This window comes from Enterococcus sp. AZ194, assembly GCF_051713825.1.
GTDB lineage: Bacteria > Bacillota > Bacilli > Lactobacillales > Enterococcaceae > Enterococcus_K.
Map to the genome: position 1 here is coordinate 1,305,793 of NZ_JBIOQR010000001.1, position 16,207 is coordinate 1,321,999.

General features: G+C 37.7%; 14 protein-coding genes. 9 read left to right on the forward strand and 5 right to left on the reverse strand.

Going from position 1 to position 16,207, the window contains the following annotated elements:
* Positions 1-20 precede the first annotated feature (20 nt).
* Both helD and IGI37_RS06270 read right to left on the reverse strand, forming a co-directional pair.
* Positions 21-2,300 (reverse strand): RNA polymerase recycling motor HelD, encoded by a 2,280-nt coding sequence (gene helD / locus IGI37_RS06265; RefSeq protein ID WP_438760580.1) that lies wholly within the window; start codon positions 2,298-2,300, stop codon positions 21-23.
* A 105-nt stretch (positions 2,301-2,405) separates the two neighbouring features.
* Entirely contained in the window at positions 2,406-2,987 is a 582-nt protein-coding gene (locus IGI37_RS06270; RefSeq protein WP_438760581.1) for a YdcF family protein, read from the reverse strand.
* Between the two features lie 124 nt (positions 2,988-3,111).
* Between IGI37_RS06270 and IGI37_RS06275 the strand changes: the two genes are divergently transcribed.
* Positions 3,112-3,999: an aminoglycoside 6-adenylyltransferase gene (locus IGI37_RS06275; protein ID WP_438760582.1), complete on the forward strand. Its 888-nt coding sequence runs from the start codon at positions 3,112-3,114 to the stop codon at positions 3,997-3,999.
* 255 nt (positions 4,000-4,254) lie between these two features.
* On the opposite strand, the gene IGI37_RS06280 is transcribed toward IGI37_RS06275, so the two are convergent.
* Positions 4,255-5,376 carry an IS4 family transposase gene (locus IGI37_RS06280; protein WP_438759920.1) on the reverse strand — a complete coding sequence of 374 codons (1,122 nt, stop codon included), beginning with the start codon at positions 5,374-5,376 and terminating at the stop codon, positions 4,255-4,257.
* Between the two features lie 422 nt (positions 5,377-5,798).
* Here IGI37_RS06280 and IGI37_RS06285 point away from each other — a divergent pair, with 422 nt between their 5' ends.
* The 8 genes from IGI37_RS06285 (at position 5,799) to IGI37_RS06320 (ending at position 15,219) form a co-directional block, all read left to right on the forward strand.
* Positions 5,799-7,586: a heavy metal translocating P-type ATPase gene (locus tag IGI37_RS06285; protein WP_438760583.1), complete on the forward strand. Its 1,788-nt coding sequence runs from the start codon at positions 5,799-5,801 to the stop codon at positions 7,584-7,586.
* 247 nt (positions 7,587-7,833) lie between these two features.
* Entirely contained in the window at positions 7,834-8,112 is a 279-nt protein-coding gene (locus IGI37_RS06290) for an ASCH domain-containing protein (RefSeq protein WP_438760584.1), read from the forward strand.
* Positions 8,113-8,206: 94 nt separating this feature from the next.
* Entirely contained in the window at positions 8,207-8,764 is a 558-nt protein-coding gene (locus IGI37_RS06295) for an adenylyl-sulfate kinase (protein ID WP_438760585.1), read from the forward strand.
* A gap of 334 nt (positions 8,765-9,098) precedes the next feature.
* Positions 9,099-9,509, forward strand: coding sequence for a hypothetical protein (locus IGI37_RS06300; protein ID WP_438760586.1), 411 nt, complete (start codon positions 9,099-9,101; stop codon positions 9,507-9,509).
* Positions 9,510-9,745: 236 nt separating this feature from the next.
* Entirely contained in the window at positions 9,746-10,090 is a 345-nt protein-coding gene (locus IGI37_RS06305; RefSeq protein ID WP_438760588.1) for a hypothetical protein, read from the forward strand.
* 101 nt (positions 10,091-10,191) lie between these two features.
* Entirely contained in the window at positions 10,192-10,371 is a 180-nt protein-coding gene (locus IGI37_RS06310) for a 2-hydroxymuconate tautomerase (RefSeq protein WP_438760589.1), read from the forward strand.
* Between the two features lie 356 nt (positions 10,372-10,727).
* Positions 10,728-12,665 carry a threonine--tRNA ligase gene (thrS, locus tag IGI37_RS06315; protein ID WP_438760590.1) on the forward strand — a complete coding sequence of 646 codons (1,938 nt, stop codon included), beginning with the start codon at positions 10,728-10,730 and terminating at the stop codon, positions 12,663-12,665.
* Positions 12,666-13,122: 457 nt separating this feature from the next.
* The gene (locus IGI37_RS06320; protein WP_438760591.1) at positions 13,123-15,219 is read left to right on the forward strand and encodes a penicillin-binding transpeptidase domain-containing protein; all 2,097 of its coding nucleotides are present in this window, start codon (positions 13,123-13,125) and stop codon (positions 15,217-15,219) included.
* A 189-nt stretch (positions 15,220-15,408) separates the two neighbouring features.
* Here IGI37_RS06320 and rpmG read toward each other — a convergent pair whose 3' ends face one another.
* The gene (gene rpmG, locus IGI37_RS06325) at positions 15,409-15,558 is read right to left on the reverse strand and encodes a 50S ribosomal protein L33 (RefSeq protein ID WP_034685451.1); all 150 of its coding nucleotides are present in this window, start codon (positions 15,556-15,558) and stop codon (positions 15,409-15,411) included.
* 127 nt (positions 15,559-15,685) lie between these two features.
* Positions 15,686-16,165 carry a glutathione peroxidase gene (locus tag IGI37_RS06330; protein WP_438760592.1) on the reverse strand — a complete coding sequence of 160 codons (480 nt, stop codon included), beginning with the start codon at positions 16,163-16,165 and terminating at the stop codon, positions 15,686-15,688.
* Between the last annotated feature and the right edge of the window lie 42 nt (positions 16,166-16,207).

Sequence of the window (16,207 nt, forward strand, 5' to 3'; positions counted from 1 at the left end):
TGATGCGCTTTTAGCAATTCCTATAATTGGATGATATTCACAAGATCTTTGTCGATATTTTCAAGTAATAGGCTTGGTTTGACACCAGATAGAATGGTTAACTCATGCATAGCACGAGTACAAATGGTGTATAAAACAAGTTTGTCTTGTACAGTAGAGAAGTTGTCTGCCTTAACATCCCAAGCAAAAACCCGATCAAATTCCAGACCTTTTGCTAGATAGGCCGGAATGATTAGGAGTTGACGTTTCATAAAGTCATCCTCATCCACAATCAATTGAGTGCTACGATGCATCGTTTCTGGGAGCTGCTCATATAAAGCTTGGCAGTCTTTGGCGTGTTTACAGATGATTGCCGTACGCCAGTATTGTGCCTCATCCTTGGTGTCTTCTAGGTAAGTAAGCAGCCAGTCCAGTGTTGCAGAGGTACTTTGGCTGTTTATAAGCGTTGGTAATTTTCCATCACGAGTCGTCGTTTGAACACGTTCGTCTTGTGATAAAAATTGGTTTGCAAAGTCTGTGATTTCTTTTGTTGAACGATAGCTCGTCGTTAATTGGAAACGAGTAACGGGTTGCTGTGGGAATAATTGATCAATTGAAGCAACGATGGTTTCATTTCCAAAGACTTTTTGGTTTAAATCACCACAGAAAGTCAGGTTAGCTTTCGGATAGAGCTGATGGAGCAAAGCGACTTGCGCTGGTGAGAAGTCTTGCATTTCATCGACAAAAATGTAACGCGCTTTTTGTGCTACATCAACAGGATGAAGTTTCTTCATTAGTAAAAAGAAGAGAACCGCATCTTCTTGAGGAATTTCTTTATGAATTAAATGTTGACGCAATTCTTTGAGCGAATTCGTCCAACGATTGTTTGAAACACCTTTATTTACTAAAAGTGTTTGTGGAATCGTTTGAAGAAAATGTAAATATTGTTTCTGAGTATTTATGAAGCGATAGCGTTGAATCAAGCGCTCAATTTTTTTAAATTTCTTTTCAACGAGTTGTTTAGCAATTTTTTTGCGCAAGCTTTTTTCTTTTTCTTCGGTATAATCTAGATTTGGATCATTTTCATAAACCTCTTCAATCTTGCTGTCGACCATCTCTTTTACCCATGGCTGTCTGCGTTCATCATTTTGTAAACCGCCTAGTTTATTATAGAGTTTGGTTTGCAACAAGACTACTCGTTGATGCATAGGGAGTTGGACATTTGTGGCTTGATACCAGTTACGAATTTTTTCTTTGGATAAAATGACACGCCCGTCTAACTTTAAATCGCGAAAAAGAGGCCCAAATTCAGTAATCTTTTTCGTGTAATGGTTCATTTGTTTGACCAAGTCAAGCCCACTTTTTACTCGTTCAAGTTTATTTTCATCACCGGATAAAAAGAGTTCTTCTCGGTTAACCTCTTCCTTAAGTGAAAGCCCAGGAAGCAGTTGTTCTATATAGTTTCTAAAGGTCTGAGTAGGGATTCCTGTCTCGCCTAAAGAAGGTAAGACTGTAGAAATGTAATCGGTGAATAAATGGTTTGGTGAGAATAAGAGTACTTGTTCAGAATCTAACCACTTTCGATTATGATAAAGGATGAAGGCTACTCGTTGTAATAATGCAGAAGTTTTTCCACTTCCGGCGATTCCTTCAATTAGCATAATTTTACTTTGACTATCTCGAATGATTTGGTTTTGTGCTTTTTGGATGGTCGCAACAATATTTTTCATTCGCGAGCTAGACGCTTCATCAAGAATCTCTAAAAGAAAATCATCGTTGATTGCCTCAGATGTGTCGACCATCGACAAAATCTTTCCATTTTTAATTTTAAACTGACGCTTTAATAGCAGCTCGACATGAAGTCGTTCATCGACAGATTCATAGTAGGCCTCTCCAAGCTCACCTTCATAATAGAGGTTGGCAATAGGTGCTCGCCAATCGATGATGATGGTCTCCTCGTGTTTATCACGTAATGAAGCAATACCTAAGTAGAGTGTTTCCGTTTCCGCTTCTTCTTTAAAATCAATTCGGGCAAAATAAGGGCTATCAGACATGGTTGCTAAGGTTTTTAGTCGTTTTTCTTGAGTGGCTAAGGAATTATATTTGATTAATAACTCTTGTTCGTGTTGTCGATATTCAACAACTGACTCGTAAAAAGCTTCATTTGTGCCTGTTCGTATTCTGTATTCAGATGTTTCTTTTGATTGTTGTTCCATCTCTTGTGATGCTTTATTTTTTTGTTTTGATAAGAGTTGTTGTTCTATGTTTATTAGAGAAATCGTTTCAGTGACATGTTGCTGTTCGATTTGTTTTTCATTCATCTGTGAAATCCTCCTAGACTTACAATAGCGACATAAAAGTATAGCATAAAAAAACGAGAAAAGATAATTTTCTCGTTTTTTTGATTTTGGGAATCTGGAGGTTGTTTACCAATCGAAAATGAGGCCGTACCCTAAAGCGATAATCTCGCGAAGATAGTTTGAAAGTGTTGATGTGGTTTCCGATTTGGCTGAGAGTCCACTGACATTATTGATTCCTTGACGTTTCATTAGCATTTGTGAACGATACATGTGAAAATCATTTGTAACAACAGCAACATCAGATAGAGAGTAGAGCTCGTTTGAAAACTGAATATTTTCTTGTGTTCGTTTTGATTGCTCTTCTTTTAATATTTTATCAGCCGCAACGCCTTGATCTATCAAATAATCAGACATGACTGCAGCTTCACTTGTCGGCTCATCTGCTCCTTGTCCACCACTTACGATGATGGTGATTTCAGGATGTTTTTGCCAATAATTTGCGGCCGTATTCAAACGTTCTTTTAAGACGGGACTTGGATAGGCTGTATCTGCCGTTTCTCCTCGAATTTGTGCGCCTAAAACGAGCAGTGTTTTGACCTCATTTTTGGGTGTAGCTGTTGCTTGACTAAAAATTAAACCGATAACAAGAGCCGTATAAAGACAACCAATCCCCAAAAGTAGTCCTAAAAACTTCATCCATTTTTTCATTGAATAATTCCTTTCTGGTGATACACTAATAGTAACAAATGGGGAAATGGAACACGAAAATTTTCTTGAATTTAGAAGTTTCTTTAGAATTTTTACTATTTTTTAATTTATGGAGGGAAGGCATTTGAGAACAGAAGAAGAGATGATGATGGTGATTATGGAAGTCGCCAAAACACATCCTGAGATTTTAGCAATCGGAATGAATGGGTCAAGAACTAACAAAAGAGCACCTAAGGATATCTTTCAAGACTATGATATTGTGTATGTTGTGAACAATATGAACGGACTTTTGGCTGAGCGTTCTTGGCTTGAAGCATTTGGCGAACGTTTGATTATGCAAACGCCAGAAGAAATGACGTTGTTTGAACCAAGTTTAGGCAAACGGTTTACTTTTTTGATGCAGTTTATGGATGATACGCGGATTGATTTGACTTTATGCCCCCTGTCAGAAGTTGAAAATTGGTTAGAGGAAGATCACTTGTTAGAGATTATTTATGATCCTTGTCATATTCTACCTCAAGTTTCGGCGGCTACAGATAAAGAGTATTGGGTAAAAAAACCTTCAAATGATGAGTTTTCTGATTGTTGTAATGAGTTTTGGTGGGTCTCAACTTATGTCGTGAAAGGCCTTTATCGACAAGAGCTAGCTTATGCTCGTGATCATCTGTACGACTACTGTTATCAGGAATTATTACGTTTGTTTAGTTGGCAGGTAGGCGAAAATACGCGTTATTCGTTGAGTGTTGGGAAAAACTATAAGTATTTACGTGATCATCTAAATGAGGACGAGAATCAGGCGTTGGATAATTTGTTGGATTTTCGAACTGAAGAGAGTTGTTGGCGTAGCTTGTGTAATGTAGAGGCCCTCTTTCATCAGACAGCTGAAAAATATGCTGAGAGGACGGGTCTTCACTATGATGGAAAGATGGGGCAGAAGTTGATGAGCTATACACATCGTTGGTATAGTCTAGCCAAAGAAGCGTCAATTAATAAACACGACGGAATTGAATAATTTGGTGGGGGAATAAGTTCATGGAAAGAAGAGGGCTGCTAGTGGTCCTTTTTTTTCGTTTTTTAATCCCAACTTGTTTTAATACGCTCATTTAGTCACTAGTGTTGCGCAAATATAGTCAGAATAATCTGAAAACTATCTTTCGCTAAAATTTAAAAAAAAGTCGAATGCTTACGCAAGGGATGACTTTTTTCCAGAAAATTTTGGTCGTATTTAACTGAATCCTAAAAGCGTCGACAACGTATTTAGTCAAAATCACCCGGGTCTGTGGCGCTCTAACCAGATTTCTGCAGGCTCAAAACGTAGATAATGAAATGAGCGCTTTAACTGGAAAAGTGTCGCTACCGAATTCAATTCGATCTTTACCAAATAGGTTAACAGCGTCGCGATAAGGGTGAGAATCACTTGATTAATTGCACCTTGTTCGCTTCGTGAGTAAAGTTGCTTGATTGCCAGATTCTGTTTTAAATGTTTGAAAAACAGCTCAATTTGCCAACGTGCTTGATACATGTCGGCGACTTCATTTGGCGAAATATCAAAACGATTGGTAACGATTCGCAAGAGACGTTGACCTTTCGTCAAAACGGTCACAAGACGAAATCGTTCGGTGACGTGATTGTTTCCGCCGCCTAAAATGACGTGTTGATCACTGATAAGTTGACCGTCTGTTGTTTTTGGATTCACGAGTTCAATTTGTTCTAAGACTGTAATCGTCGTATTGGATTTTGTTCGTGTCACAAAGAAATAACCGTCATTGTGCAGGTGATCCAGCAGTTTGTAATCAAAATAGCCGCGATCCACAACATAGGTCGCTTCTGTTTTGTCCACTAAACATTCGAAATGATTCCGGTCATGTTCTTCGGCATTAGTAATCGTAAAATGTTCTGGGTATTGATTGGTTTTGTCCAGATAACAGAGGTTCAAATGAAGCTTGATACCTGCTTTAGTTTTCCGAAAATTTGCCCATGGAAACCGCGTCTTATTCAACGGGATCGTGGTTGAATCAACAAGTTGAAGGCTAGTTGTTTTTGAACTTGGTCGTTCTTTTGCCACTTTCTGAGCCAACTGCGCAAAGATCTCCATTAGAACTTCTTGACTGATTTCAGGAATTTTACGAGAAAGTGAACTGTAGCACAGCGAATCTATGCCTATTTCTTGGCGAAGACTTCGATCCATAAAGGATCTGTCCATTTCGCGAAAGCTTGGAAGCTCTTCATAAACGGCATGTAACAGAACTTTAATTGTGGTCGTGAAGTCCAGTTTTTTACTGTAAGAATTAAATTGTTGCATCCAATTTTTGGCTTCTTCCGATAAATTATTCAAATTTATTGAAGAAAACCATTTCTGAAATGAAGTTTTTGAGTTATACTTATCCATGTTGTGGTCCTTTTTATTGGTCTTGGATAAGTCATCCAAGAGTAGTATAAAGGATTTTTTTTTGTCTGGATAGCTTTATATCAAGTTTTAGATAGGTTGAGGAGTCTTTGCAACACTAGTGTCATTTAGTAAAACTAGAAAGAGAGAAGCTAGATAGCCTAGTTCTAAGGTAAAGAGTAATAATTTTATTTTTTTTGGGAGGCTGACACGACTAGTTTATTTTTACAATTATCATCTGAAGCGTTTTTTTATCAATGAGAGTGATAGTTGTTTTCATTTAAGGGATATTGCTTCATTCTAACCTATTTATGAGCTACTCTGAAATAGAAGAACAAAAGAAAACTATGAGAAATGAGTTTGACTTTCGACCGGTCAATAAGAGACACAAAACTCAATGTTCGATTTTGAAGGGGGAGTTTACAGTGGGACATTTTAAAAAATTTCTTTTTACCTTATTAGTAGGTGTGATGGCACTGCTGGCGGAGTTCGTTTTGCACAATCCTACGTGGGCTTATGTACTTGTTGCGATTGTTGGGGGTATCATGGCCTTTTTTATGCTGTTGGAGATGATAAAGACACTGCGTTCTGGCAAATATGGTGTGGACATATTAGCTATTACGGCGATTGTAGCGACACTCTTGGTTGGCGAATATTGGGCTAGCTTGATGGTCTTAATTATGTTGACAGGTGGGGATAGTTTAGAGGATTATGCAGGGCGACAAGCCAATAAGGAATTACGCGCCTTACTAGATAATTCACCGCAAATTGCTCATCATCTAGTTGGTGAAACCTTACATGATATTGAGGTTGAAGAAGTCAAAATTGGTGATTTCCTCGTAGTTAAGCCTGGTGAAATAGTTCCCGTTGATGGCGTAATTTTAGAAGGAAACTCGACATTTGATGAATCGTCACTAACTGGAGAATCGACTCCAATGATTAAAAAAGTTGGCGATGAATTGATGTCAGGGAGTATTAATGGCGATCGTTCTGTAAAAATAAAAGTCAATAAGTCTGCGGCGGATAGCCAGTATCAAACAATCATCAAGTTAGTAAAAGAGTCAGAAATGAAACCAGCTGAATTTGTCCGTATGGCAGATCGTTACGCTGTTCCATTCACCCTCATTGCTTATGTGATTGGTGGGGTTTCTTGGTTTGTGACCAAAGATCCAGTCCGGTTTGCTGAAGTCTTAGTGGTTGCCTCTCCTTGTCCATTGATATTAGCTGCACCGATTGCATTGGTTGCTGGGATGAGCCGTTCGAGTCGGAATGGGATCGTTGTCAAAACGGGGACTACCTTAGAAAAATTAGCGGATGCAAAATCAATTGCATTTGATAAAACAGGCACAATTACTAAAGGACAACTCTCTATTGACAAAATTTCACCAGTAACAAGTATGGATGAAACAACCTTCCTTCAATACGTTGCAAGTGCGGAACAGGACTCAAGTCATATCTTGGCACGCTCGATTCTTGCGGAGAGCAAAGGGCAAGTGGACTTATTGCCGGTCTCCAATTTGGAAGAGGTGACAGGCTCAGGCATTAAAGCTTTGGTGAATAAAAAAGAAATCAAAATTGGCCGAGCAGAATTTGCAAATACTCAACCTGTTGAGACGAAACAGACAATTATTTACGCGGCTTTAGACGGGCAGTATATTGGTTATATGACTTTTAAAGATGTGGTTCGAACAGAGTCAAAGGAAACAATCATTGAGCTAAAACGATTAGGGGTTCAAAATGTCATTATGCTGACGGGAGATCAAGAAGAAATAGCCCAAGAGATAGCCCAACAAGTGGGCATTACTCAAGTTCATGCCCGTTGTTTGCCTCAAGATAAGATTAAATTATTAAACGAAGCAACAAAAGAGCAACGTCCTATCGTAATGGTTGGTGATGGGGTAAATGATGCGCCGGCTTTAGCAGTGGCTGATATTGGGATTGCGATGGGGGCACATGGTTCAACTGCCGCAAGTGAAAGTGCTGACGCAGTGATTTTAAAGGACGATTTAACCCGCGTTTGGATTTCTGTTAAGATTGCGCAAGAGACTATGAAAATTGCGAAACAATCCGTTTTGATTGGCATCTTTATTTGTGTCATCCTAATGTTAATTGCTAGTACTGGGATAATTCCAGCACTATTAGGAGCTGCTTTGCAAGAGGTTGTCGACACGGTTTCGATTTTAAGTGCTTTGCGAGCAAAAAATGATAGATAATTTAGTTGAATAGCAAAGAGGCCTTCCTTATCATTCTGATTGGGAAGGTCTTTACTATCTTTTTGCTAAAAATACTTACTAACTTAGATTCAGCGATTGTATCTTTGCGCTAAGTGGACTATATTTAGGTAAAAGATGGAGGTAAAGGATGAAGAATACAGCGATAAAAGCTTACTGGCAAAAATTTGCTCAAAAAAACAAGATTCATGCAGATTATCAGGTTTGATCATTTGTAAACAAGGTAGAAATGGCAGATGAACTTGCTGAATTGGTTATTCAAGGAACAAAAACAGTGACGACTTCGGCTTTCCCACTCTATGAAATAAAAGAAGAGTTACCGGCCGTGGACGAATATAGTGTGATACTGGCTGGTTCAGACAATCCAAAAGCGATTATCCGAACTAATAAAGTTGAATTACGGCCTTTTAATCAGATTTCTGAAACTTATGCTTTTCTGGAAGGAGAGGGGGATAAAAGTCTAGCCTATTGGAAAAAGTCCACGAATCTTTTTTCACTAAAGAATTAAAGCATAATGGCTTGACTTTTACTGAGGAAATGATGTGTGTATGCGAATATTTTGATTGTCTATATTGCTGATTTATAAGAAGGAGAGGACTTTTTTGAAAACAAAGGTGATTGTTATTAGTGGGGTAACTGCAGGTGGTAAGACAACGCTGGTCAAAGAATTAGTCAAACGAACACCAGATTGCGCAAGTTTATATTTTGATAAGTATGATATTGATGCACAGCCCGGAGCACCGGAGCTTGATCAGATTCTGATTGACGCCAATCAAATGATTAATCAGTTTAATATTCAGCCTTTGTTAGATGATTTGTTGAAGCTGATTAATCGAGTGCCGATTATCTATATTGATTTTCCTTTTGGTTATCAACATAAAAAACTGGTTCCTTATATCGACCAAGTTATTTATATGAAAACGCCCTTAGATATTGTGTTTGTGCGAATGATTTTACGCGATTTTGAGAATCAATCAAAAGAGGCAATTCTTTCTTGGTGCGAAACTTATCTAACCTTTGCTCGTTCGATTTTTTCTGCACACGAAACAATTGTTTCTTCTGATGTAGATTTGATTATAGATGGGGAATGGCCGTTGAGCGAAAAAATGGTTGAAATACAGAACTTTTTTGTGGAGAAAGCGATTGATGGATTAGATTAAGCGCAATACCTAAAAGACAATCAAATAAGAAAGCTAATTGGACGGGCAATCAACTGGATAACAGCTAGTTGTCCGTCCATTAATTTATATATTTTTGGTTTCCATAGAAAATAGGTACCCGCATAGAGGGATGTCGATTTACTTTCATCTATGTTGCTTAACCAATTTTGTTTTGTTAATTGGTTAAATTTTTACACCTTTCTTCATGCAAATGATTAGCCAGAAACTTACGAAAAGGCATTAGAACGGTCTGTAGCAGATGTTTACAACTGCCAAAAAAACTTGTGCCTGATAGTCAGGCTTTGTTATAATTTTCAAAGGAGAGTGGAGGGGTATGCTAAAAGCCACAGAATTATTGTTTGATGATGATTTGGAGCTGTCTTTTCATTTTTCCAAAACAGGTAAAAATGTCCGTCTGAATGTAGACACTCTGGAGACCGATGAAACAACCCTACAGTTAACTTATAACGAGATGATTGCAAAATTTATCAATCAACAAGAGAATTGGTATGATCAAGTCATTGCCTCGATTATCAGTGAACAGCAAGATGAATTTGGGATGGGAATGAAATCAGCTGATTTTGAATTGCTGGTTATCTATGTTTTGCCAGAAGAGGCGAACTCATTAATTTTTGGCCTTCAGTTTCATTCCGTTCATGATGAGGAACATGGTGTTGGCGTAAAGCTTGTTGGAGATAGTTTTGAAGTACTGTCTATTGGTAGTGCAGAGGAGGCCTTTTGCTAATATCTTCTACTAGGGGAGAAGGGTTAGAGGTTTGACTCATTTTAGCTGATTTTTTAAGTTGAAAAATAACGAATAATTTTTTTAATCGAAGGAATAAGTGAAAAAAATAGTTAGTGTAGGTACAGCCAACTATTGGAATGTTCATCTACAAAGAGATAGTGTAAGATACTACAGTAAATAAACTTAAGGGGAACTGACATGCAAAAAAAATAGTTAGTGAAGAATTAAAAAAATGTATGCCACAATTGATTTCTGAGATATTGGACTACAAAAAAGATGAGAAGGTTTACGGGGTTACATTTGTTACCACGGATGACTATTATGGGATGTATGTTGCCTTTGAGACAGTTGAACATTTGCAACAATCAAAGTATGAAAATATTACCTGGTTTGCAAATGAGTGGGGCTATAGTGATGCAGAACTGCCAACAAAATTTAATAAAGATGGGTACAAAAAAGAGGAGATTGTCTTTTTAGTGACCATGGGAGATGGTGATTATATAAGTGAAATGCTTTTAGAATCTGCCAAGCGTTTGAATCACCCTAAAGCAGCTGAAGAGGTAATTTCGTGTTTGAAATAAGCAAAAAATGTACAGACCATTATTAAACATAGGCTAGTTAATCAGTTTTATACAACTAATAAACAAGCTAAAGTACATAGAGTGAGAGGAGATGAAAAACGATGCCGTTTATCCATGTTGAATTAGTCGAAGGCCGTTCAAAAGAGCAGCTAGATGGAATGATGAAGGATATTACAGAAGCCGTGCATAAAAATACCGGTGCCCCTAAAGAGCATATTCACGTGATTGTGAATGAAATGAAAAAAGGGACCTATGCAGTTGATGGTGCTTGGAAAGAGTAAGAAATGAATAGAAACTTTCCTGCGTGAAAGACTTGCTTTTTTTTAACAAAAGTGTTTAAATTAATTCATAATTGATTGATGAGAAAGACACCTGCACTTGTTTGTCGTCTAATAGAGAGGAAAACCTTGGCTGAAAGTTTTCTAGAAATGACGCAAGGAATGACCACTTTCAAAACCTTTGTTGAAACAAAGGCGGTCGGACCGTTACCACGTTGAGGAACACAATAAGTGTTTGAACATTAGGTGGAACCACGAATTTTCGTCCTAGTATCTTTAGAGATGCTAGGGCTTTTTTTAATGGTTTTGAGGAACTACTCAACTTTTTCAGATCGAATTTAAAGGAGGAAACTATAGATATGTCAATCAAAATTACTTTCCCAGATGGAGCAGTAAAGGAATTTGATTCAGGAATCACTACTTTGGCTATTGCTGAAGGAATATCAAAAGGGCTTGCGAAAAAAGCGTTAGCCGGAAAATTAAATGGTGAATTAATTGATTTAATTCGTCCAATCGAAGCAGATGGGAAAATTGAAATTATTACACCTGACCATGAAGATGCATTAGGAATTTTACGTCATTCAAGCGCTCATTTAATGGCCAATGCGATGCGTCGTTTGTTCCCAACTATTCACTTTGGCGTTGGACCAGCGATTGATTCAGGTTTTTATTATGATACTGATAACGGGGAGAATCCGATTACTGCCGAAGATTTGCCAGCAATTGAAGCAGAAATGATGAAAATCGTCAAAGAAAATAACCCCATCGTTCGCAAAGTAGTTACAAAAGAAGAAGCGTTGGCCTTGTTTGCAGATGATCCTTATAAAGTCGAATTAATTACGGACTTGCCTGCAGAGGAAATAATCACTGTTTATGATCAAGGAGATTTTGTTGATTTATGTCGTGGTGTCCACGTTCCTTCAACAGGTCGTATTCAAGTCTTCAAGTTATTATCTGTTGCTGGAGCTTACTGGCGAGGGAATTCTGACAACCATATGATGCAACGTGTTTACGGGACAGCTTTCTTTGATAAAAAAGATTTAAAAGAATTTATCAAAATGAGAGAAGAAGCCAAAGAGCGCGACCATCGTAAATTAGGTAAAGAATTAGATTTATTCATGGTATCACAAGAAGTTGGTTCAGGCTTACCATTCTGGTTGCCAAAAGGCGCGACAATCCGCCGTACCATTGAACGTTATATCGTTGATAAAGAAATTAGCCTAGGCTACCAACACGTTTATACACCAATTATGGCAGACGTCGAATTGTATAAAACTTCTGGCCACTGGGATCATTACCATGAAGATATGTTCCCACCTATGGATATGGGCGATGGTGAAATGCTTGTATTACGTCCAATGAACTGTCCGCATCATATGATGGTTTACAAAAATGATATCCACTCATACCGTGAATTGCCTATTCGTATTGCAGAGCTTGGTATGATGCATCGTTATGAAAAATCAGGGGCACTTTCTGGTTTACAACGTGTGCGTGAAATGACGCTAAATGATGGACATACCTTTGTTCGCCCCGATCAAATTAAGGATGAGTTCAAGCGGACATTAGAGTTGATGGTTGCGGTTTATGCTGATTTCAATATCACCGATTATCGTTTCCGTTTAAGCTATCGTGATCCGAACAATACAGATAAGTACTTTGATGATGATGCAATGTGGGAAAAAGCGCAAGTGATGCTGAAAGCCGCAATGGATGAGATGGAGCTGGATTACTTTGAAGCAGAAGGTGAAGCAGCTTTCTACGGACCAAAACTAGATGTCCAAGTAAAAACAGCAATGGGAATGGAAGAAACCTTGTCAACGATTCAATTGGACTTCTTGTTACCTGAACGTTTTGATTTGACTTATGTGGGTGATGACGGAGAAAATACACACCGCCCTGTTGTTATTCATAGAGGAATCGTGTCAACTATGGAACGTTTTGTTGCCTATTTAACAGAAGTCTACAAAGGCGCTTTCCCAACTTGGTTAGCACCAATTCAAGCAACTATTATCCCGGTTTCAGTAGAGGCTCATTCTGAATATGCTCATCTAGTAAAAGAACGTCTACAAGCGCAAGGTTTACGCGTAGAAGTAGACGATAGAAACGAAAAAATGGGCTACAAAATTCGTGCATCACAAACGCAAAAAGTTCCTTACCAATTAGTAGTTGGTGATAAGGAAATGGAGGAAGCGACCGTCAATGTTCGTCGCTACGGTAGTAAAGAAACAAGTGTTGAAGAATTAAATATCTTTGTCGATGCGATGGCTGAAGAAGTTAAAAACTATAGTCGTTAATTAGCAAATAAAATCTATTTAGACCCAGAATTGGTATGACCGTTCTGGGTCTAACTGTATATTTTTCAAGTCCGTCCAGACCTGTAAAGGGAGAACCTTTAGATCATTCTGGCTCAACTTAAAAACAAGTCTGAGTGTGATTGTAATAATTAATATTTTATTAGTTTTCCACAAATTCCTACATCTGAAAAATGTTTCACGCAAAAGTGTGTATTAAATTTATGAATATGCTGATTTTAAGGAGTTTTGAAATGAATAAAAAAGAAGGAGCTATTTTTTGTGAAACAATACGGCTACTGTTTTTTAAGAGATGATTAAATCTTTTCTTAGAAGAACTATTTTCCCTTTTTAAATAGTAGATTTTTAGTTACAATAGAAGAATGAGTGATTACACCTATTTTACGAGGTAGGTTTATATAGCTACATTTAGAGGAAAAGTTGGAAGGATTACGATAAGATGAAGAAAGATTCAGGCTTTGGTCAGAACAAACAAGTTAATGAGACAAAAGAGGAGCAAACGAGACGCTCTCATATTCCTTTTCGGTTAAATTTTCTGTTTTTTATTATCTTTACCCTATTCGTTGCACTTATTGCACAGCTAGGTTCATTACAAATTATTAATAAAACGGATATCGATAAAAAAATTGAAGCATCATCAACGACTGAGGTTAGTGTAAGTACGCCTCGTGGGATGATTTATGATGCGAAGGGTCGGGCCTTGGTGACGAATAAGGCCAATGCTGCGATTACTTTTACACGTACGAATTCAATGACGGCGGATGATTTATATACGATAGCAAATAATCTAGTTAAATTGATTAAAGTCGAGCCTGATAAGCTAACAGAACGTGATAAAAAGGATTACTGGTTAGGAAGTAAGGCAAATTTAGAAAAGGCCCAAGATCGTTTATCAGATAAGGAACAAAAGGAAGTCGATACTAGTAAGCAGTATCTAGCAACTGTTGATAAAGTGACCGCAGAGGAAATCAAGTTTGATGCTATTACAATGGAAGCCGCGACGATTTTCAAACGGATGAATAGTGCGTATGCTTTGAGTACCGTCTTTGTCAAAAATACAGATGTGACAGATAAAGAGTTGGCGTTAGTTGCTGAACACGCGATTGATCTTCCAGGTATATCAACTGGGACCGATTGGCAACGTGAATACCCATATAAGGGTTCATTAGCAGATATTCTTGGGCGAGTTTCCAGTGAAAAAGAAGGGATTCAAGCCGATGATTTAGATGAATATCTAGCGAAAGGTTATGCGAGAAATGATCGTGTTGGAACCAGCTTATTGGAAAAACAATATGAAGAGGTTTTACAAGGAACCAAAACAAAGTATGAAATCACCTTAGATCAAAGTAATGAAGTGGTCAGTAAGACTGAAAAAAGTGCAGGAGAAAAAGGCAGCAATCTAGTTCTAAGTATTGATTATGATTTCCAAGAAAAAGTCGATAGTATTCTGAAAAAGAATCTTGAAGATATGGTAAGCAGTGGAAAAGCGAAATATTCTCCTGGAGCTTATGCAGTAGCAATCAATCCGAAAACGGGTGAAGTACTTGCGATGTCAGGGTACCAACATACACCTGAGACAAATGAGTTAGAGCTTCGTCCACTAGGCACTATTTTAGATGCGTATACTCCTGGATCTGTTGTAAAAGGAGGAACGTTAACGGCAGGCTATGAAGCAGGCGTTATTACTGGAAATGACGTCTTAGTTGATGAACCTATTTTGATTCAAGGCTCAGCCGTTAAAAAATCGGTATTTACTACAGATTATCCTCAAGAGATTTCTGCTCAAAAAGCATTGGAATTATCGTCAAACGTGTATATGATGCAAATTGTGTTCAGAATGTTAGGGATTAGTTATGAACGTGGAATGACTATGCCTTATGCAGCAGAACAAGCAGGAATTTTTGGCGAGTTACGTAAAGGATTTAATGAGTATGGGATGGGAGTAAAAACCGAAATCGATATTCCAAATGAAGAAGTTGGTTTGTCATGGACAAACTTCGGCAAGGGAGGTCCGAATGCCGGAAACCTTCTGGATTTATCATTTGGTCAGTATGATACGTATACACCGATGCAATTAGCACAATATGCTGCGACTGTTGCAAATGGTGGAAAACGAATTGCGCCACATGTGGTAAAGGGAATTTATGATAATAAAGAGGATGGGACTTTAGGCTCTGAAAAAGAAAAGGTTGGACCTAAAGTATTAAATGAAGTCAATATTACAAATGATCAAATGAATATTATTCGTCAAGGATTTTATGATGCAGTTCATGGGACGGATGCATTTACAACAGCGAAAAGTTTAGCCAATGCAAAAATGTCAGTCTCCGCTAAAACAGGAACAGCTGAAACAACGGCACCTGGGCATCCTGAGATTGCGACAGTTAATAGTAATCTCGTAGCTTACGCACCATCAGACGATCCTGAGATCGCGATAAGTGTCGTATTACCTAATTTAACAGATGAAAAAGATCATAAAAATCTAGTGATTGCTCAAGAAATATTAGATGCCTATTACGATATGTATCTAAAATAAGAAAATTAAAATAATCTCTGAATCCTTATACAACGGTTCAGAGATTTTTTTAGACCAAATAACATAGTAGGAAAAATAAAAATAGGAACGCATAGAATCTAAAGACTTTTCTAAAGACTTTTGAAAAATAGATAAAACAAAAACGCTAAACCTTATTATATCAAGAGTTTTAGCGTCTAATTTGAACGACTATTTAGTTTCGCGGTGCAAAGTAACTTTTCTTTCGCGTGGGCAATATTTTTCTTTTTCCAAGCGATCTGGAGTGTTACGTTTGTTTTTGCTTGTTAGGTAGTTACGTTCTTTACAAGAAGTACATTCTAAAGTGATGTTTACGCGCATGATTTTCCCTCCCATACATTCTGGAATCCTCTAAGATAACTCTCAGACTTGAATAGTTTACCATGTTTTAAAACAGAAAGCTACACTTTTTGGCAATTTTGTTAAGTAATACTACTTGACGTTTTTTTTATTTGGCTAATTCAACTAAAACATCAGCTTCGATATCTTCTGGTTTAACCGTTGATGCGTAGCGTTTTATTACTTCTCCCTTACGATTGACTAGAAATTTGGTGAAATTCCATTTAATCGTTTTGCCAAGTAATCCTCCTTGCGCACTCTTCAGGTATTTATAGAGTGGATCGGCATCATCTCCATTGACCTTGATTTTAGCAAAGGTTTGGAAAGTCGTGTGATAGGTCAATTGACAAAATTCTGTGATTTCTTGATTGGTTCCAGGTGCTTGGTTGCCAAACTGATTGCAAGGGAAATCTAAAATCTCGAATCCTTCAGCTTGATGTTTCTCGTATAAGTTCTGTAATCCTTCATACTGTGGGGTAAAACCACATCCTGTAGCTGTATTGACAATTAGTAAGACGTCGCCTTGATAGTCACTCAAGGATTTCATTTCATCATTTGTTTGTTTTACTTTAAATTCATAAATAGTCATCGTTTTCGCTCCTCACTTTTCTACTATTCTAAACGTTTCGTG